Source organism: Klebsiella sp. K4, from assembly GCF_014596785.2.
GTDB classification, from domain to species: Bacteria; Pseudomonadota; Gammaproteobacteria; order Enterobacterales; family Enterobacteriaceae; genus Klebsiella; species Klebsiella pneumoniae.
The window spans coordinates 439,133-462,268 of record NZ_CP115021.1 but is presented as its reverse complement, the minus strand read 5'-3'; the positions used below and the strand labels follow the sequence as shown (position 1 = coordinate 462,268).

23 protein-coding genes, 1 tRNA gene and 4 rRNA genes are annotated in these 23,136 nt (G+C 53.5%); 8 read left to right on the top strand and 20 right to left on the bottom strand.

Annotated features, from left to right (window positions below; translation table 11 throughout):
* The first annotated feature begins 5 nt into the window (after window positions 1-5).
* A complete protein-coding gene (locus tag IB144_RS02245) occupies window positions 6-3,116 on the top strand; it encodes an efflux RND transporter permease subunit (protein WP_004144975.1) in 3,111 nt (1,036 codons plus the stop codon).
* 292 nt (window positions 3,117-3,408) lie between these two features.
* The gene (locus IB144_RS02240; RefSeq protein ID WP_002919103.1) at window positions 3,409-3,630 is read left to right on the top strand and encodes a membrane protein; all 222 of its coding nucleotides are present in this window, start codon (window positions 3,409-3,411) and stop codon (window positions 3,628-3,630) included.
* Between the two features lie 408 nt (window positions 3,631-4,038).
* Here the strand turns inward: IB144_RS02240 and rrf (IB144_RS02235) are convergent.
* From rrf (IB144_RS02235) to IB144_RS02215, 5 genes are all read right to left on the bottom strand, one after another.
* Window positions 4,039-4,154 (bottom strand): 5S ribosomal RNA (rrf, locus tag IB144_RS02235).
* Window positions 4,155-4,192: 38 nt separating this feature from the next.
* Window positions 4,193-4,268, bottom strand: a tRNA-Thr gene (locus IB144_RS02230).
* A gap of 14 nt (window positions 4,269-4,282) precedes the next feature.
* A 5S ribosomal RNA gene (rrf, locus tag IB144_RS02225) occupies window positions 4,283-4,398 on the bottom strand.
* Between the two features lie 97 nt (window positions 4,399-4,495).
* A 23S ribosomal RNA gene (locus IB144_RS02220) occupies window positions 4,496-7,397 on the bottom strand.
* A gap of 206 nt (window positions 7,398-7,603) precedes the next feature.
* Window positions 7,604-9,143 (bottom strand): 16S ribosomal RNA (locus IB144_RS02215).
* Together the 16S, 23S and 5S rRNA genes with 1 tRNA gene alongside form the textbook arrangement of a ribosomal RNA operon.
* Window positions 9,144-9,613: 470 nt before the next feature.
* On the opposite strand from IB144_RS02215, the gene IB144_RS02210 reads away from it, so the two are divergent.
* Window positions 9,614-10,168 (top strand): gamma carbonic anhydrase family protein, encoded by a 555-nt coding sequence (locus IB144_RS02210; RefSeq protein ID WP_065888760.1) that lies wholly within the window; start codon window positions 9,614-9,616, stop codon window positions 10,166-10,168.
* Here the strand turns inward: IB144_RS02210 and IB144_RS02205 are convergent.
* The 6 genes from IB144_RS02205 to dprA are packed head-to-tail and all read right to left on the bottom strand — an operon-like array spanning window position 10,144 to window position 13,935.
* Complete coding sequence (locus IB144_RS02205) at window positions 10,144-10,401, bottom strand: DUF1488 domain-containing protein (RefSeq protein WP_002919125.1); 258 nt, start codon at window positions 10,399-10,401, stop codon at window positions 10,144-10,146. The genes IB144_RS02210 and IB144_RS02205 overlap by 25 nt on opposite strands.
* Window positions 10,398-11,216 (bottom strand): shikimate dehydrogenase, encoded by an 819-nt coding sequence (gene aroE, locus IB144_RS02200; RefSeq protein WP_002919126.1) that lies wholly within the window; start codon window positions 11,214-11,216, stop codon window positions 10,398-10,400. Before aroE ends, IB144_RS02205 begins: the two co-directional genes overlap by 4 nt.
* Window positions 11,217-11,219: 3 nt before the next feature.
* Window positions 11,220-11,792: an L-threonylcarbamoyladenylate synthase type 1 TsaC gene (gene tsaC, locus IB144_RS02195; RefSeq protein ID WP_002919132.1), complete on the bottom strand. Its 573-nt coding sequence runs from the start codon at window positions 11,790-11,792 to the stop codon at window positions 11,220-11,222.
* A gap of 4 nt (window positions 11,793-11,796) precedes the next feature.
* Window positions 11,797-12,339, bottom strand: a complete 543-nt coding sequence (locus IB144_RS02190) for a type I DNA topoisomerase (RefSeq protein WP_004145330.1) — start codon at window positions 12,337-12,339, stop codon at window positions 11,797-11,799.
* Between the two features lie 26 nt (window positions 12,340-12,365).
* On the bottom strand, window positions 12,366-12,839 hold the full coding sequence (gene smg, locus IB144_RS02185; RefSeq protein WP_002919137.1) for a DUF494 family protein Smg: 474 nt from the start codon (window positions 12,837-12,839) through the stop codon (window positions 12,366-12,368).
* Window positions 12,811-13,935, bottom strand: coding sequence for a DNA-protecting protein DprA (gene dprA / locus IB144_RS02180; protein WP_032418323.1), 1,125 nt, complete (start codon window positions 13,933-13,935; stop codon window positions 12,811-12,813). The genes smg and dprA overlap by 29 nt, the downstream gene beginning before the upstream one ends.
* Before the next feature lie 128 nt (window positions 13,936-14,063).
* Here dprA and def point away from each other — a divergent pair, with 128 nt between their 5' ends.
* The 5 genes from def (at window position 14,064) to mscL (ending at window position 18,827) form a co-directional block, all read left to right on the top strand.
* On the top strand, window positions 14,064-14,573 hold the full coding sequence (gene def / locus IB144_RS02175) for a peptide deformylase (RefSeq protein ID WP_004174081.1): 510 nt from the start codon (window positions 14,064-14,066) through the stop codon (window positions 14,571-14,573).
* Between the two features lie 14 nt (window positions 14,574-14,587).
* A complete protein-coding gene (fmt, locus tag IB144_RS02170) occupies window positions 14,588-15,535 on the top strand; it encodes a methionyl-tRNA formyltransferase (RefSeq protein ID WP_004150007.1) in 948 nt (315 codons plus the stop codon).
* 52 nt (window positions 15,536-15,587) lie between these two features.
* Complete coding sequence (rsmB, locus tag IB144_RS02165) at window positions 15,588-16,883, top strand: 16S rRNA (cytosine(967)-C(5))-methyltransferase RsmB (RefSeq protein ID WP_032418321.1); 1,296 nt, start codon at window positions 15,588-15,590, stop codon at window positions 16,881-16,883.
* Between the two features lie 13 nt (window positions 16,884-16,896).
* Window positions 16,897-18,273 carry a Trk system potassium transporter TrkA gene (gene trkA, locus IB144_RS02160; RefSeq protein ID WP_002919153.1) on the top strand — a complete coding sequence of 459 codons (1,377 nt, stop codon included), beginning with the start codon at window positions 16,897-16,899 and terminating at the stop codon, window positions 18,271-18,273.
* 140 nt (window positions 18,274-18,413) lie between these two features.
* The gene (gene mscL, locus IB144_RS02155) at window positions 18,414-18,827 is read left to right on the top strand and encodes a large-conductance mechanosensitive channel protein MscL (protein ID WP_134894650.1); all 414 of its coding nucleotides are present in this window, start codon (window positions 18,414-18,416) and stop codon (window positions 18,825-18,827) included.
* Here mscL and IB144_RS02150 read toward each other — a convergent pair.
* From IB144_RS02150 to rpmJ, 9 genes are all read right to left on the bottom strand, one after another.
* A complete protein-coding gene (locus IB144_RS02150; protein ID WP_004145324.1) occupies window positions 18,763-19,041 on the bottom strand; it encodes a ribosome alternative rescue factor ArfA in 279 nt (92 codons plus the stop codon). The genes mscL and IB144_RS02150 overlap by 65 nt on opposite strands.
* A 57-nt stretch (window positions 19,042-19,098) precedes the next feature.
* Window positions 19,099-19,524: a Zn(2+)-responsive transcriptional regulator gene (gene zntR, locus IB144_RS02145; RefSeq protein ID WP_004185894.1), complete on the bottom strand. Its 426-nt coding sequence runs from the start codon at window positions 19,522-19,524 to the stop codon at window positions 19,099-19,101.
* A 2-nt stretch (window positions 19,525-19,526) separates the two neighbouring features.
* Complete coding sequence (locus IB144_RS02140; protein WP_040216615.1) at window positions 19,527-19,895, bottom strand: DUF1992 domain-containing protein; 369 nt, start codon at window positions 19,893-19,895, stop codon at window positions 19,527-19,529.
* A 108-nt stretch (window positions 19,896-20,003) separates the two neighbouring features.
* Window positions 20,004-20,390: a 50S ribosomal protein L17 gene (gene rplQ, locus IB144_RS02135; protein ID WP_002919206.1), complete on the bottom strand. Its 387-nt coding sequence runs from the start codon at window positions 20,388-20,390 to the stop codon at window positions 20,004-20,006.
* A 40-nt stretch (window positions 20,391-20,430) separates the two neighbouring features.
* Entirely contained in the window at window positions 20,431-21,420 is a 990-nt protein-coding gene (gene rpoA, locus IB144_RS02130; RefSeq protein ID WP_002919219.1) for a DNA-directed RNA polymerase subunit alpha, read from the bottom strand.
* Between the two features lie 25 nt (window positions 21,421-21,445).
* The gene (rpsD, locus tag IB144_RS02125) at window positions 21,446-22,066 is read right to left on the bottom strand and encodes a 30S ribosomal protein S4 (protein WP_002919224.1); all 621 of its coding nucleotides are present in this window, start codon (window positions 22,064-22,066) and stop codon (window positions 21,446-21,448) included.
* Between the two features lie 33 nt (window positions 22,067-22,099).
* The gene (rpsK, locus tag IB144_RS02120; RefSeq protein WP_002919257.1) at window positions 22,100-22,489 is read right to left on the bottom strand and encodes a 30S ribosomal protein S11; all 390 of its coding nucleotides are present in this window, start codon (window positions 22,487-22,489) and stop codon (window positions 22,100-22,102) included.
* Window positions 22,490-22,505: 16 nt separating this feature from the next.
* Window positions 22,506-22,862, bottom strand: coding sequence for a 30S ribosomal protein S13 (gene rpsM, locus IB144_RS02115; RefSeq protein ID WP_002919259.1), 357 nt, complete (start codon window positions 22,860-22,862; stop codon window positions 22,506-22,508).
* Window positions 22,863-23,008: 146 nt separating this feature from the next.
* Window positions 23,009-23,125, bottom strand: coding sequence for a 50S ribosomal protein L36 (gene rpmJ / locus IB144_RS02110; protein WP_000868187.1), 117 nt, complete (start codon window positions 23,123-23,125; stop codon window positions 23,009-23,011).
* Between the last annotated feature and the right edge of the window lie 11 nt (window positions 23,126-23,136).

The following is a 23,136-nucleotide window of genomic DNA, read 5'->3' as shown; positions in this document are numbered from 1 at the left end:
CTGCCATGTCTAAGTTTTTTATTCATCGACCGGTCTTCGCCTGGGTGCTGGCCATCATTATGATGATTGCCGGCGGCCTGGCCATCCTGCAGCTGCCGATAGCTCAGTACCCGACAATCGCCCCTCCTGCGGTAGCGATCTCCGCCACCTACCCCGGTGCAGATGCCCAGACCGTACAGGATACGGTCACTCAGGTTATCGAGCAGAATATGAACGGCATCGACAATCTGATGTATATGTCGTCGACCAGCGACTCTGCCGGTTCGGTAACCATTACGCTCACCTTTAAATCGGGTACCGATCCCGATATTGCCCAGGTACAGGTGCAAAACAAACTGCAGCTGGCCACGCCGCTGCTGCCCCAGGAAGTACAGCAGCAAGGGATTAGCGTCGAGAAATCCAGTAGCAGCTTCCTGTTGGTCGCCGGCTTTATCTCTGATAACCCGACCACCACCCAGGACGATATTTCTGACTATGTTGCCTCCAATGTCAAAGATCCTATTAGCCGCCTCAACGGCGTGGGCGATGTGCAGCTGTTCGGCGCGCAGTACGCTATGCGCGTCTGGCTGGATGGCAACCTGCTGAATAAATACAACCTGACGCCGGTGGACGTCATCAATGCGCTGCAGGTCCAGAACGATCAGATCGCCGCGGGTCAGCTCGGGGGTACGCCAGCGCTGAAAGGCCAGCAGTTGAACGCGTCAATCATCGCTCAGACGCGGCTCAAAGATCCGCAGGAGTTTGGCAAGGTCACGCTGCGGGTCAATGCCGATGGCTCTGTCGTCCATCTGAAAGACGTCGCCCGCATTGAGCTGGGGGGAGAGAACTATAACGTCGTCGCCAGAATTAACGGTAAACCTGCCTCTGGTCTGGGTATTAAGCTTGCGACCGGCGCCAACGCCCTGGATACCGCCACCGCGATTAAAGCGAAGCTGGCCGAGCTGCAGCCCTACTTCCCTCAGGGGATGAAGGTGGTCTATCCGTATGATACGACCCCTTTCGTCAAAATCTCCATTCACGAAGTGGTCAAAACGCTTTTTGAAGCAATTATTCTCGTCTTTCTTGTCATGTATCTGTTCCTGCAGAACATGCGCGCAACGCTCATTCCAACCATTGCCGTACCCGTGGTGCTGTTGGGAACCTTCGCGGTATTGTCGATGTTTGGCTACTCCATCAACACGCTGACAATGTTTGGCATGGTGTTGGCGATAGGTCTGCTGGTCGATGACGCTATCGTAGTAGTGGAAAACGTCGAACGTGTGATGGTTGAGGAGAAGCTCTCGCCAAAAGAAGCGACGGAAAAATCTATGTCGCAGATCCAGGGAGCGCTGGTGGGTATCGCCATGGTGCTCTCCGCAGTATTTGTCCCGATGGCCTTTTTCGGCGGCTCAACCGGCGCGATTTATCGTCAGTTTTCAATCACCATCGTCTCCGCCATGGCGCTCTCCGTGCTGGTTGCGCTGGTACTGACGCCGGCGCTCTGCGCCACGTTGTTGAAGCCAGCCTCAGCTGAACACCATGAGAAAAAAGGATTTTTCGGCTGGTTTAACGCCCGCTTCGACCAGAGCGTTAACCACTATACCAACAGCGTCAGCGGTATTTTACGTGGAACTGGCCGTTATCTGGTGATCTACCTGCTGATCGTCGTGGGGATGGCCGTGCTGTTCATGCGCTTGCCCACGTCCTTTCTGCCCGACGAAGACCAGGGCGTCTTCCTGACCATGATCCAGCTGCCGTCCGGTGCTACCCAGGAGCGCACGCAGAAGGTCCTGGATACGGTGACAGACTACTACCTGCATAACGAGAAGGCCAACGTCGAAAGCGTCTTTACCGTTAACGGCTTCAGCTTCAGCGGCCAGGGACAAAACTCCGGTATGGCGTTTGTCAGCCTGAAGCCCTGGGAAGCGCGCAGCGGCGATGAAAACAGCGTGGAGTCCATCATCAAGCGGGCCACCGTAGCCTTTAGCCAGATCAAAGACGCCATGGTTTTCCCGTTCAACATGCCAGCCATTATTGAGCTGGGTACCGCCACCGGCTTCGACTTTGAACTGATCGACCAGGGCGGGCTCGGTCATACCGCTCTGACCCAGGCGCGCAATCAACTGCTGGGCATGGTGAAACAGCATCCGGATCAGCTGGTTCGGGTACGCCCTAATGGGCTGGAAGATACCCCTCAGTTCAAACTGGATGTCGATCAGGAAAAAGCGCAGGCGCTGGGCGTATCGCTCTCCGATATCAATGAAACGATATCAGCCGCGCTGGGCGGATACTACGTCAATGACTTTATTGACCGCGGCCGCGTGAAAAAAGTGTACGTTCAGGCTGATGCCCACTTCCGTATGCTGCCGAGCGACATTAACAACATGTATGTTCGCAGCGCCAACGGCGAAATGGTGCCGTTCTCCGCCTTTGTCACTTCACGCTGGATATATGGCTCGCCGCGCCTGGAGCGCTACAATGGGTTGCCATCTATGGAGATCCTCGGTGAAGCTTCGCCAGGCAAAAGTACCGGGGAAGCCATGGCGCTGATGGAAACGCTGGCCAGTAAACTGCCGAGCGGCATCGGTTATGACTGGACCGGGATGTCTTACCAGGAACGGCTCTCCGGCAACCAGGCGCCTGCGCTCTATGCCATCTCGCTGATCGTCGTATTCCTGTGTCTGGCGGCGCTGTATGAGAGCTGGTCGATCCCCTTCTCAGTCATGTTAGTGGTTCCGCTGGGGGTCATCGGCGCGCTGTTAGCCGCCACGCTGCGTGGGCTAAATAATGACGTTTACTTCCAGGTCGGACTCTTGACCACGATCGGTTTGTCGGCCAAGAATGCGATCCTGATCGTCGAGTTCGCCAAGGATCTGATGGAGAAAGAAGGGAAAGGGATCATTGAGGCCACGCTGGAGGCATCGCGGATGCGCCTGCGGCCTATTCTGATGACCTCTCTGGCCTTTATTCTCGGGGTCATGCCGCTGGTGATTAGCCATGGTGCCGGCAGCGGGGCGCAGAATGCGGTTGGCACCGGCGTGATGGGCGGGATGCTGACCGCGACGCTGCTGGCGATCTTCTTTGTTCCGGTGTTCTTCGTGGTCGTTAGACGACGCTTTACCCGGCACGCTGAATAACTCGGCTATGTCTTGAAGGCGCCCCTTGCGGGCGCTTTTTTTCGCATGCAATATTGGCAGCCAGCTAAACGCGCCACAGTCTGGCAACCGCCATCGCACGCAGCATCGCTGAATCACAATCTTTCTCTCCATCTTTTCTGCATATTCCCGGGCTTATCTTCACGATATTTACGCGGCTCATATATTGAGATGATTTCGGCCTCCGGCCCGGACAATTCGCGGTGATAAAATAAGCCATTCCGTTCTGCACTGGCTTTCAGTACAACCCAGCGGATTATCCAGAGGTAATATCATGAAAAAGTATTTAATCGTGGCGCTGCTGGCCTCTCTGCTGGCAGGCTGTGCCCATGACTCTCCCTGCGTACCGGTTTATGACTCGCAAGGCCGCTTAGTCCATACCAATACCTGTATGAAAGGCACAACAGAAGACAACTGGGAAACCGCAGGCGCAATCGCCGGGGGTGCGGCCGCGGTAGCCGGCCTCACGTTAGGGATCGTTGCTCTGACCCGCTAGATCGCTTCCCCAACCGCAGATACAGGTATATCCCCTGTATCTGCTCCACTCCATTCCCCAAAGTAAGCGATCATTCAGGCTCTTCCTGACGATAGTTCGCCAGCTTTCTTAGCCGTTGTTGTTGCCAGAGACCGCTGGCAATGAGCCGTCCATCGCTATCGGCAAACTTTTCAGATTCAGGGTTCAGAACCAACAAACACCAAAGGCCCGGTCGAAGAGCGGGCCTTTACTCTGATGGTGAGCAATGATGGCGAACGTCCTGTCCCTCTCTCCGGACCGTTGCTGCGCAACGTTCATATCGATGCCAGTTAGATTCTCCCTGGGCAGCAAAGAAGCTCATCGGCAAACAACAGATAACACAAAAGCAAAAGGCCCAGTCTTTCGACTGGGCCTTTTGCTTTATTTGATGCCTGGCGATTCCCTACTCTCACATGGGGAGACCCCACACTACCATCGGCGCTACGACGTTTCACTTCTGAGTTCGGCATGGGGTCAGGTGGGACCGCCGCGCTATTGTCGCCAGGCAAATTCTTTACAACGTGCCGAACTTTAACCTAAAAAGTGGTGCTGATACCCAGAGTCGAACTGGGGACCTCACCCTTACCAAGGGTGCGCTCTACCAACTGAGCCATATCAGCACGCTAAATTTGATGCCTGGCAGTTCCCTACTCTCACATGGGGAGACCCCACACTACCATCGGCGCTACGGCGTTTCACTTCTGAGTTCGGCATGGGGTCAGGTGGGACCACCGCGCTAGTGCCGCCAGGCAAATTCTGTTTTATCAACACGTCTCACCAACGTATCGATTAATCTGTATCAGAGCTGAAAATTCTCTCAAACCCGCCAAAACATCTTCGGCGTTGTAAGGTTAAGCCTCACGGTTCATTAGTACCGGTTAGCTCAACGCATCGCTGCGCTTACACACCCGGCCTATCAACGTCATCGTCTTTAACGTTCCTTCAGGAGACTTAAAGTCTCAGGGAGAACTCATCTCGGGGCAAGTTTCGTGCTTAGATGCTTTCAGCACTTATCTCTTCCGCATTTAGCTACCGGGCAGTGCCATTGGCATGACAACCCGAACACCAGTGATGCGTCCACTCCGGTCCTCTCGTACTAGGAGCAGCCCCCCTCAATTCTCCAGCGCCCACGGCAGATAGGGACCGAACTGTCTCACGACGTTCTAAACCCAGCTCGCGTACCACTTTAAATGGCGAACAGCCATACCCTTGGGACCTACTTCAGCCCCAGGATGTGATGAGCCGACATCGAGGTGCCAAACACCGCCGTCGATATGAACTCTTGGGCGGTATCAGCCTGTTATCCCCGGAGTACCTTTTATCCGTTGAGCGATGGCCCTTCCATTCAGAACCACCGGATCACTATGACCTGCTTTCGCACCTGCTCGCGCCGTCACGCTCGCAGTCAAGCTAGCTTATGCCATTGCACTAACCTCCTGATGTCCGACCAGGATTAGCTAACCTTCGTGCTCCTCCGTTACGCTTTGGGAGGAGACCGCCCCAGTCAAACTACCCACCAGACACTGTCCGCAACCCCGGTCAGGGGCCAACGTTAGAACATCAAACATTAAAGGGTGGTATTTCAAGGTTGGCTCCACGCAGACTGGCGTCCACGCTTCAAAGCCTCCCACCTATCCTACACATCAAGGCTCAATGTTCAGTGTCAAGCTATAGTAAAGGTTCACGGGGTCTTTCCGTCTTGCCGCGGGTACACTGCATCTTCACAGCGAGTTCAATTTCACTGAGTCTCGGGTGGAGACAGCCTGGCCATCATTACGCCATTCGTGCAGGTCGGAACTTACCCGACAAGGAATTTCGCTACCTTAGGACCGTTATAGTTACGGCCGCCGTTTACCGGGGCTTCGATCAAGAGCTTCTCCTTACGGATAACCCCATCAATTAACCTTCCGGCACCGGGCAGGCGTCACACCGTATACGTCCACTTTCGTGTTTGCACAGTGCTGTGTTTTTAATAAACAGTTGCAGCCAGCTGGTATCTTCGACTGGTCTCAGCTCCATCCGCAGGGACTTCACCTACACACCAGCGTGCCTTCTCCCGAAGTTACGGCACCATTTTGCCTAGTTCCTTCACCCGAGTTCTCTCAAGCGCCTTGGTATTCTCTACCTGACCACCTGTGTCGGTTTGGGGTACGATTTGATGTTACCTGATGCTTAGAGGCTTTTCCTGGAAGCAGGGCATTTGTTACTTCAGCACCGTAGTGCCTCGTCATCACACCTCAGCCTTGATTATCCGGATTTGCCTGGATAACCAGCCTACATGCTTAAACCGGGACAACCGTCGCCCGGCTAACATAGCCTTCTCCGTCCCCCCTTCGCAGTAACACCAAGTACAGGAATATTAACCTGTTTCCCATCGACTACGCCTTTCGGCCTCGCCTTAGGGGTCGACTCACCCTGCCCCGATTAACGTTGGACAGGAACCCTTGGTCTTCCGGCGAGCGGGCTTTTCACCCGCTTTATCGTTACTTATGTCAGCATTCGCACTTCTGATACCTCCAGCATGCCTCACAGCACACCTTCGCAGGCTTACAGAACGCTCCCCTACCCAACAACACATCGTGTCGCTGCCGCAGCTTCGGTGCATGGTTTAGCCCCGTTACATCTTCCGCGCAGGCCGACTCGACCAGTGAGCTATTACGCTTTCTTTAAATGATGGCTGCTTCTAAGCCAACATCCTGGCTGTCTGTGCCTTCCCACATCGTTTCCCACTTAACCATGACTTTGGGACCTTAGCTGGCGGTCTGGGTTGTTTCCCTCTTCACGACGGACGTTAGCACCCGCCGTGTGTCTCCCGTGATAACATTCTTCGGTATTCGTAGTTTGCATCGGGTTGGTAAGTCGGGATGACCCCCTAGCCGAAACAGTGCTCTACCCCCGAAGATGAATTCACGAGGCGCTACCTAAATAGCTTTCGGGGAGAACCAGCTATCTCCCGGTTTGATTGGCCTTTCACCCCCAGCCACAAGTCATCCGCTAATTTTTCAACATTAGTCGGTTCGGTCCTCCAGTTAGTGTTACCCAACCTTCAACCTGCCCATGGCTAGATCACCGGGTTTCGGGTCTATACCCTGCAACTTAACGCCCAGTTAAGACTCGGTTTCCCTGCGGCTCCCCTATACGGTTAACCTTGCTACAGAATATAAGTCGCTGACCCATTATACAAAAGGTACGCAGTCACACCCGAAGGTGCTCCCACTGCTTGTACGTACACGGTTTCAGGTTCTTTTTCACTCCCCTCGCCGGGGTTCTTTTCGCCTTTCCCTCACGGTACTGGTTCACTATCGGTCAGTCAGGAGTATTTAGCCTTGGAGGATGGTCCCCCCATATTCAGACAGGATACCACGTGTCCCGCCCTACTCTTCGAGTTCACAACCTGTGCATTTTGGTGTACGGGACTATCACCCTGTACCGTCGGACTTTCCAGACCGTTCCACTAACACACAAGCTGATTCAGACTCTGGGCTGCTCCCCGTTCGCTCGCCGCTACTGGGGGAATCTCGGTTGATTTCTTTTCCTCGGGGTACTTAGATGTTTCAGTTCCCCCGGTTCGCCTCGTTAACCTATGTATTCAGTTAACGATAGTGTGACGAATCACACTGGGTTTCCCCATTCGGACATCGCCGGTTATAACGGTTCATATCACCTTACCGACGCTTTTCGCAGATTAGCACGTCCTTCATCGCCTCTGACTGCCAGGGCATCCACCGTGTACGCTTAGTCGCTTAACCTCACAACCCGAAGATGTTTCGTAAAACATCATCGTGTCGCGAAAATTTGAGAGACTCGAACACACATTGACTGTGTGTCGTTTCAATTTTCAGCTTGATCCAGATTTTTAAAGAGCAAAATTTCACAATGCACTTCGCAGTACATTTTGAAATTTATTATTTATCAAACAATCTGTGTGGACACTACAAAGGCAGGTTCTTTAAGGTAAGGAGGTGATCCAACCGCAGGTTCCCCTACGGTTACCTTGTTACGACTTCACCCCAGTCATGAATCACAAAGTGGTAAGCGCCCTCCCGAAGGTTAAGCTACCTACTTCTTTTGCAACCCACTCCCATGGTGTGACGGGCGGTGTGTACAAGGCCCGGGAACGTATTCACCGTAGCATTCTGATCTACGATTACTAGCGATTCCGACTTCATGGAGTCGAGTTGCAGACTCCAATCCGGACTACGACATACTTTATGAGGTCCGCTTGCTCTCGCGAGGTCGCTTCTCTTTGTATATGCCATTGTAGCACGTGTGTAGCCCTGGTCGTAAGGGCCATGATGACTTGACGTCATCCCCACCTTCCTCCAGTTTATCACTGGCAGTCTCCTTTGAGTTCCCGGCCGAACCGCTGGCAACAAAGGATAAGGGTTGCGCTCGTTGCGGGACTTAACCCAACATTTCACAACACGAGCTGACGACAGCCATGCAGCACCTGTCTCACAGTTCCCGAAGGCACCAATCCATCTCTGGAAAGTTCTGTGGATGTCAAGACCAGGTAAGGTTCTTCGCGTTGCATCGAATTAAACCACATGCTCCACCGCTTGTGCGGGCCCCCGTCAATTCATTTGAGTTTTAACCTTGCGGCCGTACTCCCCAGGCGGTCGATTTAACGCGTTAGCTCCGGAAGCCACGCCTCAAGGGCACAACCTCCAAATCGACATCGTTTACGGCGTGGACTACCAGGGTATCTAATCCTGTTTGCTCCCCACGCTTTCGCACCTGAGCGTCAGTCTTTGTCCAGGGGGCCGCCTTCGCCACCGGTATTCCTCCAGATCTCTACGCATTTCACCGCTACACCTGGAATTCTACCCCCCTCTACAAGACTCTAGCCTGCCAGTTTCGAATGCAGTTCCCAGGTTGAGCCCGGGGATTTCACATCCGACTTGACAGACCGCCTGCGTGCGCTTTACGCCCAGTAATTCCGATTAACGCTTGCACCCTCCGTATTACCGCGGCTGCTGGCACGGAGTTAGCCGGTGCTTCTTCTGCGGGTAACGTCAATCGCCAAGGTTATTAACCTTAACGCCTTCCTCCCCGCTGAAAGTGCTTTACAACCCGAAGGCCTTCTTCACACACGCGGCATGGCTGCATCAGGCTTGCGCCCATTGTGCAATATTCCCCACTGCTGCCTCCCGTAGGAGTCTGGACCGTGTCTCAGTTCCAGTGTGGCTGGTCATCCTCTCAGACCAGCTAGGGATCGTCGCCTAGGTGAGCCGTTACCCCACCTACTAGCTAATCCCATCTGGGCACATCTGATGGCATGAGGCCCGAAGGTCCCCCACTTTGGTCTTGCGACGTTATGCGGTATTAGCTACCGTTTCCAGTAGTTATCCCCCTCCATCAGGCAGTTTCCCAGACATTACTCACCCGTCCGCCGCTCGTCACCCGAGAGCAAGCTCTCTGTGCTACCGCTCGACTTGCATGTGTTAGGCCTGCCGCCAGCGTTCAATCTGAGCCATGATCAAACTCTTCAATTTAAGTTTGATGCTCAAAGAATTAAACTTCGTAATGAATTACGTGTTCACTCTTGAGACTTGGTATTCATTTTTCGTCCGAGGACGTTAAGAATCCATGTCACTTTGAGTGCCCACACAGATTGTCTGATAAATTGTTAAAGAGCAGTTGCGACGCGCTTTAGCGCTCTGTCGCGAGGTGGCGTATATTACGCTTTCCTCTTTCAGAGTCAACCCGTTTTTCAGGATTTTTCTCTGCAACCGAACCGGCTGTTTGTGTGAAGTGATTCACATCTGCCGTGTCAGTGGGTGCGCATTATAGGGATCCCATTTTTTTGCACAAGCCTTTTTTCGATCTTTTTTTCTGAATGGTGATTTTTCACCCTTTTCGCCGTGTAATTGCACGATTTGCTCAATTTTCACCGTTTTCAGGGGTTGCACAGGGAGATAAAAGCCACCAAAGTCTTCTTACGTTCCCGTATTTTGAGGTCTATATGTCTGCTCAGCTGCGCCCCTACAAAGCATTTTTCCCACAAATCGGCCTTCGCGTCATGATTGACGCATCCAGCGTCGTCATCGGCGATGTCAGAATTGCCGATGACGTCAGCGTCTGGCCTCTGGTGGCCATTCGCGGCGACGTCAACTATGTATCGATAGGTCAACGCAGCAATATTCAGGACGGTAGCGTTCTCCATGTGACCCATAAGTCCTCTTATAAGCCGGAGGGAAATCCGCTGATCATTGGTGAGGATGTAACTGTTGGTCATAAAGTGATGCTGCACGGCTGCACTATCGGCAACCGGGTACTGGTTGGCATGGGTTCGATCATATTAGATGGTGTCGTCGTTGGCGATGACGTCATGATTGGTGCGGGCAGTCTGGTACCGCAGAACAAACAGCTGGAAAGCGGCTACCTTTACTTTGGCAATCCGGTCAAACAGATCCGCCCCCTGACAGAGGCGGAACGGGAAGGACTCAAGTATTCAGCAAATAACTATGTGAAATGGAAAAATGAGTACCTGGATCAGGATAACCAGATCCAGCCCTGAGCATCTTCCTGACCATCGCGGATCAATGCTTCTGCTTCTTCCTCTAGATCCCAACGATGTTCCTGGAAGGCGGCCAGCCACTGCGCTGGCCCCTCTGCGCCGAAACGCTGCTGCAAGATTTGCCCTGAAATTGCGCAGGTTAATTGCATCCCATTCACCAGCGCGGGAAAAACCACGCCCTGCCGTTCGGCATCCCATGATTCCCGGTCAGGAAACTGAATCGCCTGATTCATGCATTCAGTTCCTGCTGCAGCGTTTCAATGACCGGAGCGATAGCCGGCAGAACGCCGTGCCATAGCAGAACAGCATGGGCGGCTTGCGCCACCAGCATTCCCAGCCCATCGGCACAGTGGACTGCGCCATATTGCTGGCACCAGTGAAGAAACGGTGTCGGCCCTTTCTGGTAAAACATGTCATAGCAATATACGTCAGCGTTGACAATAGATGCCGGGATAGCTGGTACATCACCGTCTATTCCACTGGACGTCGCATTGACGATCAGATCGAATGTTTCCCCGGATAAGGTATCCATCTCCCTTGCGCTAACGCTCCCGGTATGGGCGAAGAGAGTGGCTAACTCACGGGCACGAGAATAGGTGCGATTCACGATCGTGACGGCGCATCCCAGCGACAGAAGCGGCAAAAGAACCCCGCGAGATGCCCCACCAGCACCAACAAGCAGGATCCGTTGGCGTGGCTTAATGAATCCCAGGCGTTCCAGATCGCTCAGAAGACCAATACCGTCGGTGTTGTCCCCCAGTAAACGGCCATCTTCCAGGCGTTTCAGGGTGTTTACTGCTCCCGCCAGCGCTGCGCGTTCTGTCAGTTCGTCGGCACGCGCAAAGGCTTCCTCTTTAAAAGGAACGGTGACGTTGGCCCCCTTTCCTCCTTCTGCAAAGAACTGATTCAGAGAAGAGACAAAATCGTCCAGCGGCGCCAGTACACGTCCATAAGGATGAGTAATTCCTAACTGGCGGGCAAACAGCTGATGAATAGCAGGCGACTTGCTGTGCGCGATCGGATTACCAAAAACGGCATAGGTTTCCATGGTTCACCCCTGGCGGAACAGTTCACCCGTCAGGGCATCACGGATTTCAGATGGGTTTTGCCGGCCGCCCGTGGCGCCATCCACCACCGGGAAGCTGTCGCCAAACTGAGCATGGACCTCTGCGGTAGTACGGCACGGTGGTTGCCCGGTGAGATTGGCGCTGGTCGAAACCAGTGGTTTTCCGTAGGCTTCGCACAATTCAATTACCAGCGGATGGTTAGTCACGCGTACGGCCAGTGAATCAAAACGTCCAGTCAGCCAGCGCGGCGTTTCAGGACGCGCCGGGAATACAAACGTCACCGGTCCCGGCCAGCAAGAGAAGATGGCTTCCCGCTGTGAGTCACTTAACCGTGAATCATCAATATAGGGCTTCAGTTGCTCAAAGCTGGCGGCGATAAGGATCAATCCTTTCTCAACAGGACGCTGCTTCAGCTCCAGCAGGCGCATAACGGCCGTTTCGCTGTCAGGGTCGCAGCCGACGCCAAACACAGCTTCGGTGGGATAGGCGATGACATGTTCATTTTTCAGGACCGCCACGGCATGGGCGACGGCTTCTGAGGGCAGGTTATTGTTCACTGATTTATTCCGCCGGGATCGGCTTTCCACATTGTTTACTGGCACAGAAGCGTCTGAGCCCCTGCGCCGTCTTCTTTTCTATTAACAGCGGGTAATGGCATTCAGGGCATTCGCCCGCCACCGGTTTAAAATTGATAACGAACTGGCAATCAGGATAGCGATCGCAGGAGTGAAAGGTTTTACCGAAACGGGAACGACGCTGGACCAGATGGCCTTGTCCGCACTGCGGGCAAGCGATAGCCGTCTCATCGGGTTTATCAATCAGCTCGGTATGTTCACATTCCGGATAGCGGCTACAGCCAATGAACATCCCAAAACGCCCCTGGCGTAACACCATAACCGCACCGCACGATGGGCACTCTTGCCCCTCCAGCACCTTAACGATATGCCCGTCCGCCTGGCTTTTCAGGGGACGAATATAGTCACAGTCCGGATAATGCGAACAGCCGAGAAACGGGCCATGTTTCCCGGAACGGATCACCAGTTCGGCCCCGCACTGCGGGCAGGGCTCATTTTTACGCACCGAAAACAGTGCTGATTTGGTCATAACAACTCGATGTTGCTGCAAAAAGATTAATGCAGCATACCTTCATTTACTTCGAAGAGTAATTCTTCCATTTGCTGATAGGCGTTTTCACAGCCCGGAATATTGAACAGTACCATCAGGATGACCCATTTCAGGTCTTCCAGCTCAAATTCCGCCGTATCCAGCGCCAGTACGCGCTCTATCACCATTTCTCGCGTTTCGAGGTTCAACACCTGAATCTGCTCGAGGAAGAGTAAAAACCCCCGGCAACTGGCATCCAGACGCTGGCACTCCTCTTCGGTATATACCCGAAGAGAGAGCGGGTCGGAAGCGAGCTGCATGGGTTCAACGAGACCTTCCTGATAATCAGCCAGTTTCTCGAGCCACATTAACGCGTTATAGATGTCTTCCCGCTCAAAACCCGCATCGGTAAGATCCCGCGTCAGTTTGTCCTGATCCACGCGCATTTCTGCTTCGCTATGGATGTAAGTTTCAAACAAATACATGAGTACGTCGAACATGGCTTGCCCTCCTTAATCGGACATAGCCGCCGGGTACAGCTGCGATCCAGCCTGCTAACTCCAGTTCAAGTAGCTGAGCTACGGTTACTGGCACAGATTGGCCGGCACGTTCAGCGACAACGTCAACAGGTGTTACCTCATCTCCTACGTTAGCCAGGAGCTCCGGAAATGGCAATGCTACAGACGGCTGATCGACGCAAATATTTATCGAATCAGACGTATCAGTCAGCCAGGCCAGCTCGTTATGCCAGTATTCCACAATATCCTCTGGCGAGGTCACTGGCACCGCGCCTTGCTTAATTAACCAGTGCGGGCCTTCCGATCCCGGATTGCCTATCGGGCCAGGCAGGGCGAACACATCCCTTCCCTGCTCCAGGGCGCAGCGGACGGTGACCAGCGATCCGCTTCGCAACGCCGCCTCAATCACCAGCACGCCCAGGCTTAAGCCGCTTATAATCCGGTTGCGCCTGGGGAAATGTGCGGGAAGCGGCGGCGTAACAAGTGGAAATTCAGATACCAGCGTACCGCCATTGTCGATGATCTGCCGGGCGAGAGTTGCATGGCGCCGCGGATAAACCTGACTCAGCCCATTGCCCAGTACCGCGATAGTTTTACCCTCCGCCGCCAGCGCGCCGCGGTGCGCGACCCCGTCAATGCCTAACGCCAGCCCACTGGTGATGGTAATCCCTTTATGCGCCAGCGTTTCGCTGAACAGTTTCCCCCAGCGGGCGCCATACCAGGAGTGCGAGCGACTGCCAATAACGGCAAGCTGCGCGCTGTGAAGCAGGGCGAGGCCGCCGCTGACCAGCAACGCGCCGGGGTAATCAGCGATAGACTTTAACCGCAATGGATAGCGCGGATCGTCACCCCGTAACAGATGATGATCCGGTTGTTCCAGCCAGCGCCGCGTCTCGTCAAGCTCATGCTCGTCAAGCCGGAAAAATAACTTTGCCTGCGCCGCGGTCATCCCGACGGCATGCAGCGCTTCACGATCAACGCTGGCGGCTGCGCATAAGCGCTGAGCGATCTCTACCATCCTGTCGCCATACAAGCTACTGACCTTCATCAGCCGCAGCCAAATCTCGTCGGGCGTCATCCTTACCCCCTGCCATAAGCGGTATTGACAATCTTTGCGATTGGACAGTGAGACTGTCAATTGCAGGGGGTTTTGTCTAGAATAGAGCTAATAATCTTATCAACTCCTGAATACGACTCTGGAACTTTATGGCAGTTTTGCAAGTGTTACATATTCCGGACGAGCGCCTTCGCAAAGTCGCCGAGCCGGTCAAAGAAGTGAATGCGGAAATTCAGCGTATCGTCGATGATATGTTCGACACCATGTACGCCGAGGAAGGCATCGGTCTGGCCGCAACCCAGGTCGATATCCATCAGCGCATTATCGTTATTGATGTGTCGGAAAATCGTGAAGAGCAGCTGGTATTAATTAATCCGGAAATGCTGGAGAAAGATGGCGAAACCGGTATTGAAGAAGGCTGCTTGTCTATTCCTGAACAGCGCGCCCTGGTCCCGCGTGCGGAAAAAGTGAAGATCCGGGCACTGGATCGCGATGGTAAGCCGTTTGAACTGGAGGCCGATGGCCTGCTGGCTATCTGTATCCAGCATGAGATGGATCACCTGGTCGGCAAACTGTTTATTGACTATCTGTCACCACTCAAACAACAGCGCATTCGTCAGAAGGTAGAGAAACTGGATCGTTTACGTTCCCGTGCCTGATAACAAGGAATACCGTGTCACAATCACTACGTATCATTTTCGCCGGCACCCCTGATTTTGCAGCGCGTCATCTTGATGCGCTGCTGTCGTCTGAACATCAGGTTGTTGGCGTATTCACTCAGCCTGATCGCCCTGCTGGTCGCGGCAAAAAATTGATGCCAAGCCCGGTAAAAGTGCTGGCAGAAGCCCATAACTTACCTGTGTTCCAGCCATCCTCCCTGCGTCCGCAGGATAACCAGCGGTTAGTCGCCGATCTCGGCGCCGATATTATGGTGGTAGTGGCGTACGGTCTGATTCTGCCTAAAGCGGTGCTGGAGATGCCCCGTCTGGGCTGTATCAACGTTCACGGCTCGCTGCTACCGCGCTGGCGTGGCGCAGCGCCTATTCAGCGTTCACTGTGGGCGGGGGATAGCGAAACTGGCGTAACCATCATGCAGATGGACGTCGGCCTTGATACGGGGGATATGCTGTATAAGCTTTCCTGCCCCATTACCGCAGAGGATACCAGCGGCAGCCTGTACGATAAGCTGGCCGAGCTCGGCCCTCAGGGGCTGCTGGCAACGTTAGCCCAGCTGGCCAACGGCACCGCACGGCCTGAAGTACAAGATGAATCGCTGGTGTGCCATGCCGAAAAGCTGAGTAAAGAAGAGGCTCGTATCGATTGGTCGCTTTCCGCTGCGCAGTTGGAACGCTGCATCCGCGCGTTTAATCCGTGGCCAATGAGCTGGCTGGAAATTGACGGACAACCGGTAAAAGTGTGGCGAGCATCGGTCATCGCCGAAGCCGCTCACGCCGAACCGGGTACTATCGTAGCAGCAACCAAACAGGGTATTCAGGTCGCCACGGGGGATGGGATCCTCAGCCTGGAGTCGCTACAGCCTGCGGGTAAAAAAGCGATGAGCGCCCAGGACTTACTCAATTCCCGCCGGGAGTGGTTTATCCCTGGCACCCGTCTCGCCTGACGGTCGTCTCTTCTGAAGCCCGGGTTCGCCGGGCATTTTTATTTTTGCGCTTATGAAAAAGAATATAAATTTACGCAGCCTGGCCGCCCAGGCTATCGAGCAAGTTGTTGAAAAAGGGCAGTCTTTAAGCAACGTACTGCCCCCTCTACAGCAGAAAGTCAGCGATAAAGATAAAGCGCTACTGCAGGAGTTGTGCTTTGGTGTACTACGTACTCTAAGCCAGCTGGAGTGGCTTATCAGCAAGCTGATGGCGCGTCCGATGACCGGCAAACAGCGCACCGTGCACTTTCTGATCATGGTTGGTCTCTATCAGTTACTCTACACCCGCATTCCCCCGCATGCCGCGCTGGCGGAAACGGTAGAAGGCGCGGTGGCCATTAAACGCCCGCAGCTTAAAGGGCTAATCAACGGCGTGCTACGCCAGTTCCAGCGCCAGCAGGAAGCGTTGTTAGCCGAATTTGCTGAGCATGAAAACCGCTATCTTCATCCCAAATGGCTGCTGAAACGCCTGCAGCAGGCCTGGCCGGAGCAGTGGCAGGAGATCGTCGAGGCGAACAACCAGCGCCCGCCGATGTGGCTGCGCGTTAACCGCAGCCATCATTCCCGGGATGAGTGGCTTGCCCTGCTTAACGAGACCGGTTTAGAGGGCTTTACCCACCCTGATTATCCGGACGCCGTACGCCTGGCCACCCCTGCTCCGGTCCACGCGTTACCAGGCTTTGCCGAAGGCTGGGTGACCGTCCAGGATGCCTCGGCTCAGGGCTGTATGCGCTACCTGCAACCGGAAAATGGCGAACGCATTCTCGATCTCTGCGCGGCGCCGGGCGGGAAGACGACGCATATTCTGGAAGTCGCTCCCCAGGCTCAGGTTATGGCAGTGGATATTGATGAACAGCGTCTGTCCCGCGTCTATGACAACCTGAAACGGCTGGGCAAGAAAGCCGAAGTCAAGCAGGGCGATGGCCGCTTCCCTGAGCAGTGGTGTGGCAATGAGCAGTTCGATCGTATTCTGCTGGATGCCCCCTGCTCCGCAACCGGCGTTATTCGCCGCCATCCGGATATCAAATGGCTGCGCCGGGATCGGGATATCGCCGAGTTAGCCCAACTGCAGGCCGAGATCCTCAATGCCACCTGGACGCACCTGAAGCCAGGCGGCACGCTGGTTTACGCAACCTGTTCTATTCTGCCGGAAGAGAACAGTCAGCAAATTGCCGCTTTCCTCGCGCGAACTCCGGATGCAGAACTTCACGCAACCGGCACGCCGGCGAGCCCCGGGCAGCAAAATCTGCCGGGCGTGGAAGAAGGTGATGGCTTCTTTTACGCTAAGCTAATCAAACGTCGGAACTAATGGGTCACTGCAGATGAAGATTATTATTCTGGGCGCCGGCCAGGTCGGCGGCACGCTGGCGGAAAACCTCGTCGGCGAGAACAATGATATTACGCTGGTTGATACCAATGGCGACCGTCTGCGCAGCCTGCAGGATAAGTTCGACCTGCGTGTCGTCCAGGGGCATGGCTCTCACCCTCGCGTACTGCGTGAGGCGGGGGCCGATGATGCCGATATGCTGGTAGCGGTCACTAGTTCGGACGAAACCAACATGGTGGCCTGCCAGGTCGCTTACTCATTGTTCAATACGCCAAACCGCATAGCGCGTATTCGTGCGCCTGATTACGTTCGTGATGCGGAAAAGCTCTTCAACTCTGAAGCGGTACCCATCGATCACTTAATCGCTCCGGAACAACTGGTCATCGACAACATCCACCGTCTGATCGAATATCCCGGCGCGCTGCAGGTCGTGAACTTCGCAGAAGGAAAAGTCAGTCTCGCGGTAGTAAAAGCCTATTATGGTGGCCCGCTGGTGGGGAATGCCTTATCCACTATGCGGGAGCATATGCCGCATATCGATACGCGCGTGGCCGCCATTTTCCGCCACGATCGCCCCATCCGCCCGCAGGGCTCGACGATTGTCGAGGCCGGAGATGAAGTCTTCTTTATTGCCGCCTCGCAGCATATTCGCGCGGTCATGAGCGAACTGCAGCGACTGGAAAAGCCGTATAAGCGTATTATGCTGGTCGGCGGGGGCAATATTGGCGCGGGTCTGGCCCATAAGCTGGAAAAAGATTACAGCGTTAAGCTTATCGAACGTAATCAGCAGCGAGCCGCTGAGCTAGCGGAAAAGCTGCAGCATACTATCGTCTTCTACGGGGATGCATCGGACCAGGAGCTGTTGGCTGAAGAGCATATTGACCAGGTGGACCTGTTTATTGCCGTCACTAACGACGACGAAGCCAATATTATGTCGGCTATGTTGGCCAAGCGAATGGGCGCGAAAAAAGTGATGGTGCTAATCCAGCGCAGAGCCTACGTGGATCTGGTCCAGGGTAGCGTCATCGATATTGCGATTTCGCCTCAGCAGGCCACAATTTCCGCACTCCTCAGTCATGTCCGTAAAGCCGATATTGTCGGCGTCTCCTCCTTGCGCCGCGGCGTTGCAGAAGCGATTGAGGCAGTCGCGCACGGCGATGAGAGCACCTCCCGGGTAGTCGGGCGTTCGATCGATGAGATCAAACTTCCACCGGGCACGATCATCGGCGCCGTCGTGCGGGGCAATGACGTGATGATCGCCAATAATAATCTACGGATCGAGCAGGGCGACCATGTGATCATGTTTTTGACCGATAAGAAGTTTATTTCCGATGTCGAAAGGCTGTTCCAGCCAAGTCCTTTCTTCCTGTAATTCCCAGGGCGCCGAACAGGCGCCTTTTTATTATCCCTTATTATTCAAAGGTTAATATTTTGCAGTAACTATCTGCTGGGAATGGCAAATGAAAATACATTTGTTAAACTTACAACGTCAGCTGGCACAAGGAGAATAAAATGAGTTTTTTAAAAGAGTTTCGCGAATTCGCGATGCGCGGGAACGTTGTCGATTTGGCAGTGGGTGTGATCATCGGTGCAGCATTCGGTAAAATTGTTTCATCACTGGTCGCGGATATTATTATGCCGCCACTCGGCCTGTTGATTGGCGGGATCGATTTTAAACAGTTTGCCGTCACGCTACGTGATGCCCAGGGCGATGTCCCGGCTGTGGTGATGCATTATGGGGTATTCATTCAGAACGTTTTCGATTTCATCATCGTCGCGTTTGCCATCTTCATGGCGATTAAATTGATGAATAAGTTAAATCGTAAGAAAGAAGAGGCTCCGACGGCACCGCCAGCCCCCTCTAAAGAAGAAGTTCTGCTGAGCGAAATTCGCGATCTGCTGAAAGAACAAAACAACCGTTCTTAATCAGCAGAGAAAGCAGAAGGCCAGTGGTAAAAAAGCGATTCGCTTGCTTGCCACTGGCCTCCCGATCAATCCTTCCTGCATGTTTATCTTTACGTTGATAGCTTCCTTTCCCTTTCTTGTTTTTCTCTACGCGCTGCCTGAATAACGGATCGTGGAGAAGTGCCTCAATGGCGTTATCTTTAATTTGTCCTTTAGTATGCTGATAGCGACTCATAGTTACTCCGGTATATGTATAAACTCGGCGCGAGTGTAGATCCGCGCGTTTAAAAAATCAACGTCCGCCATTGCCGTTGCTGGCCCCTTGTTCAAGGGCCTCAAGGATAGAACAGTAAACGCTGCTGTGGGCAGTGCCGCAACAGGCATCGTTGAGCCGCTGCAGAGAGCGGCGCATCGTCTGTAGCTCTTTAATCCGCGCCTCGACTTCACTTAATCGCGCCTGAACGATCCCCTTCGACTCCTGACAGGTATGATGCTCCGGATCGATGCGGATCGACAATAATTCGCGGATCGCTTCCAGGGTGAAACCCAGTTGTCGGGCATAACGAATAAAGCGCAGCCGTTGAAGATCGTTATCCGAGTACAGACGAAATCCTCCCTCGGTGCGTATGTCATGATCCATCATCTGCTGCTTTTCATAGTAGCGGATGGTATCAGGCGTCACGTCAGCCAGTTTTGCCAATTCACCAATACGATACATATTTACTCCTGATTTATTTTTTGCAGCAACGCATCGGCGTACTCACCGCGTAAAAAGTCGGTGTTCAGACCTGCCTGACGTAACTTCAGCTCGAGCAGGGCAAGGCGTTTGCTAAGTTCGGCATGACGCGGATCGTCCTGACGGACGCCATTCAGTAAGTCTGCCAGAGCCAACGCTTCTTTGCGTTGCTCTAGTTCCGGAGGAAGACATCCTGCATTTTTCAGAAGGCGATAGCCTGCCCGCAACTCCACCGGCACATGTGAATCGTCATCGAGAGTCAGCGGTTCTCCGCTGCCGGGTAAATTATCGAACTCACCTTTGGTTTGGGCATCGAGGATATGACGTTCCGCCCACTGATCCAGCAACCACATTCTACGGCTCCAGGGGATGAACAAAAAGAGTACAGATAGTGTAGTGAAATGGGGATGGGGTAGATATAAAAAAACCCGCCTGGGCGGGTTTTTTTACGTTACTACAGATTACTCTGCAGCAGCTTCTGCTTTCGGCTCAGCACGATCAACCAGCTCGATGTATGCCATCGGCGCGTTGTCGCCTGCACGGAAGCCACACTTCAGAATGCGAGTGTAACCACCGGCGCGGCTCGCGAAACGCGGGCCCAGCTCGTTAAACAGTTTTGCCACGATCTCGTTATCACGAGTGCGGGCGAATGCCAGACGACGATTAGCAACGCTATCAGTCTTGGCAAGAGTAATCAGCGGCTCAACTACGCGACGCAGTTCTTTCGCTTTCGGCAGGGTCGTCTTGATGATTTCATGACGAACCAGCGAACCTGCCATGTTACGGAACATAGCCTGGCGATGGCTGCTGTTGCGGTTCAGTTGACGACCACTCTTACGATGGCGCATGACCTTATCCTTCTCAGTAAAACCTTAACCTGTGATCCGGTTACTCGTCAGCAATGCTTGCTGGTGGCCAGTTTTCCAGGCGCATGCCCAGAGACAGTCCACGGGAAGCCAGCACGTCTTTAATCTCAGTAAGAGATTTTTTACCCAGGTTCGGCGTTTTCAGCAACTCAACCTCGGTACGCTGTACCAGATCACCGATATAGTGGATAGCTTCTGCCTTGAGGCAGTTAGCAGAGCGGACAGTCAATTCCAGATCGTCAACAGGGCGCAGCAGGATCGGATCGAATTCTGGTTTCTCTTCTTTCACTTCTGGCTGACGTACATCACGTAGGTCAACAAAAGCTTCCAGTTGTTCAGCCAGGATGGTTGCCGCACGACGAATCGCCTCTTCAGGATCGATTGTGCCGTTGGTTTCCATTTCGATGACCAGCTTGTCCAGGTCGGTACGCTGTTCTACACGCGCAGCTTCAACATTGTAGGCAATACGCTCTACAGGGCTGTAGCAGGCGTCGACCAGCAGACGGCCGATTGGGCGCTCATCTTCTTCCGAATGAATTCGGGCAGAAGCCGGCACATAACCGCGACCGCGCTGAACTTTGATACGCATGCTAATAGCAGCGTTCTCATCAGTCAGGTGGCAAATCACGTGCTGCGGCTTGACGATTTCGACATCACCGTCGTGGGTAATGTCGGCTGCGGTCACAGGGCCAATGCCAGATTTATTCAAAGTAAGGATGACTTCATCTTTACCCTGAACTCTCACCGCCAGCCCTTTCAGGTTGAGCAGGATTTCAAGGATGTCTTCCTGAACGCCTTCTTTGGTGCTGTACTCGTGCAGTACACCATCAATCTCAACCTCGGTCACCGCGCAACCCGGCATCGATGAGAGCAGAATACGGCGCAGTGCGTTACCCAGAGTATGGCCGAAGCCACGCTCTAAAGGCTCAAGGGTCACCTTGGCGTGCGTCGAACTCACTTGCTCGATATCGACCAGGCGCGGTTTTAGAAACTCTGTCACAGAACCCTGCATTGTGTCCTCTCTTTGGTACTAAGCTTTACTTGGAGTAAAGCTCGACGATCAGGTGTTCGTTAATGTCCGCAGACAGATCAGAACGCTCCGGCTGACGCTTGAACGTACCTTCCATCTTGCCAGCATCAACTTCCAGCCAGGTTGGCTTTTCACGCTGCTCAGCCAGCTCCAGAGCGGCTTTCACGCGAGATTGCTTTTTCGCTTTCTCACGAATGCTGACAACGTCATTCGCTTTAACCTGATAAGAAGCGATGTTAACAACACGACCGTTTACCATAATCGCTTTGTGGCTAACCAGCTGGCGTGCTTCAGCACGAGTGGCGCCGAAGCCCATACGGTATACAACGTTGTCCAGACGACCTTCCAGCAGAGCCAACAGGTTTTCACCGGTGTTGCCTTTCAGACGTGCTGCTTCTTTATAGTAGTTACGGAACTGACGCTCCAGCACACCGTACATACGGCGAACTTTTTGCTTTTCACGCAACTGCACACCATAGTCAGACAGACGCGGCTTACGCGCACCGTGCTGGCCAGGAGCTTGTTCAATTTTACACTTGGTATCGATCGCGCGAACGCCAGACTTAAGGAATAAGTCGGTGCCCTCACGACGGCTCAGCTTGAGCTTAGGACCCAAATATCTTGCCATTTTCTTTCTCCAACTAACCTGGAAAACGCAGCGTTATACGCGACGTTTTTTCGGCGGACGACAACCGTTATGAGGGATCGGAGTCACATCAGTAATATTAGTGATGCGGAAACCAGCGGCGTTCAGTGCACGAATGGTAGATTCGCGACCCGGACCCGGACCTTTGACCATAACTTCCAGATTCTTGATGCCGTATTCTTTTACGGCTTCTGCGCAACGCTCTGCTGCAACCTGAGCTGCGAACGGAGTGGATTTGCGAGAACCACGGAAACCGGAACCACCGGCTGTTGCCCAACCCAGTGCGTTACCCTGACGATCAGTGATGGTAACGATGGTGTTGTTAAAAGAAGCATGGATATGAGCCACGCCGTCAGAGACTTGTTTTCTTACACGCTTACGTGCACGAATTGGTGCCTTTGCCATTATTCAATCACCCCGATTATTTCTTGATCGGTTTACGCGGACCCTTACGGGTACGTGCGTTGGTCTTGGTACGCTGACCGCGAACCGGGAGACCACGACGATGACGCAAACCACGGTAGCAACCAAGGTCCATCAGACGCTTGATGCTCAGGGTGATTTCACGGCGCAGATCACCTTCAACGACAAATTTACCTACTGCTTCACGCAGAATATCAATTTGTTCTTCAGACAGCTCACTGATCTTAACATTTTCAGCGATGCCCGTTTCAGCGCAGATGGCTTTAGAACGGGTTTTGCCGATACCGAAAATAGCGGTTAAAGCGATAACGGTATGTTTGTGATCAGGAATGTTAATGCCTGCTATACGGGCCACTATGCACTCCTACTATTTAATATGTACGCACCATGCTGAAAAGCCCGTTTTCAGGATACTCAAATGGAAACGTACAGACATACAAAAGATTGGCTGGCTAATCTAGCCAGCTCAATCCAACTTTGCAAGAAAAATATGCGAAAAAATCAGCCTTGGCGCTGTTTATGCTTCGGCTCGGCACTGCAAATCACACGGATGACACCATCACGCTTAACGATTTTGCAGTTACGGCATAATTTCTTGACGGAAGCACGAACTTTCATTTTTACTCTCC

Coding starts and splice junctions, on each gene's coding strand:
- IB144_RS02245 (WP_004144975.1), top strand. CDS start 6: ATGTCTAAGTTTTTTATTCATCGACCGGTCTTCGCCTGGGTGCTGGCC.
- IB144_RS02240 (WP_002919103.1), top strand. CDS start 3,409: ATGAAAAAGTATTTAATCGTGGCGCTGCTGGCCTCTCTGCTGGCAGGC.
- IB144_RS02210 (WP_065888760.1), top strand. CDS start 9,614: ATGTCTGCTCAGCTGCGCCCCTACAAAGCATTTTTCCCACAAATCGGC.
- IB144_RS02205 (WP_002919125.1), bottom strand. CDS start 10,401: ATGAATCAGGCGATTCAGTTTCCTGACCGGGAATCATGGGATGCCGAA.
- aroE (WP_002919126.1), bottom strand. CDS start 11,216: ATGGAAACCTATGCCGTTTTTGGTAATCCGATCGCGCACAGCAAGTCG.
- IB144_RS02190 (WP_004145330.1), bottom strand. CDS start 12,339: ATGACCAAATCAGCACTGTTTTCGGTGCGTAAAAATGAGCCCTGCCCG.
- smg (WP_002919137.1), bottom strand. CDS start 12,839: ATGTTCGACGTACTCATGTATTTGTTTGAAACTTACATCCATAGCGAA.
- dprA (WP_032418323.1), bottom strand. CDS start 13,935: ATGACGCCCGACGAGATTTGGCTGCGGCTGATGAAGGTCAGTAGCTTG.
- def (WP_004174081.1), top strand. CDS start 14,064: ATGGCAGTTTTGCAAGTGTTACATATTCCGGACGAGCGCCTTCGCAAA.
- rsmB (WP_032418321.1), top strand. CDS start 15,588: ATGAAAAAGAATATAAATTTACGCAGCCTGGCCGCCCAGGCTATCGAG.
- trkA (WP_002919153.1), top strand. CDS start 16,897: ATGAAGATTATTATTCTGGGCGCCGGCCAGGTCGGCGGCACGCTGGCG.
- mscL (WP_134894650.1), top strand. CDS start 18,414: ATGAGTTTTTTAAAAGAGTTTCGCGAATTCGCGATGCGCGGGAACGTT.
- IB144_RS02150 (WP_004145324.1), bottom strand. CDS start 19,041: ATGAGTCGCTATCAGCATACTAAAGGACAAATTAAAGATAACGCCATT.
- zntR (WP_004185894.1), bottom strand. CDS start 19,524: ATGTATCGTATTGGTGAATTGGCAAAACTGGCTGACGTGACGCCTGAT.
- IB144_RS02140 (WP_040216615.1), bottom strand. CDS start 19,895: ATGTGGTTGCTGGATCAGTGGGCGGAACGTCATATCCTCGATGCCCAA.
- rplQ (WP_002919206.1), bottom strand. CDS start 20,390: ATGCGCCATCGTAAGAGTGGTCGTCAACTGAACCGCAACAGCAGCCAT.
- rpoA (WP_002919219.1), bottom strand. CDS start 21,420: ATGCAGGGTTCTGTGACAGAGTTTCTAAAACCGCGCCTGGTCGATATC.
- rpsD (WP_002919224.1), bottom strand. CDS start 22,066: ATGGCAAGATATTTGGGTCCTAAGCTCAAGCTGAGCCGTCGTGAGGGC.
- rpsK (WP_002919257.1), bottom strand. CDS start 22,489: ATGGCAAAGGCACCAATTCGTGCACGTAAGCGTGTAAGAAAACAAGTC.
- rpmJ (WP_000868187.1), bottom strand. CDS start 23,125: ATGAAAGTTCGTGCTTCCGTCAAGAAATTATGCCGTAACTGCAAAATC.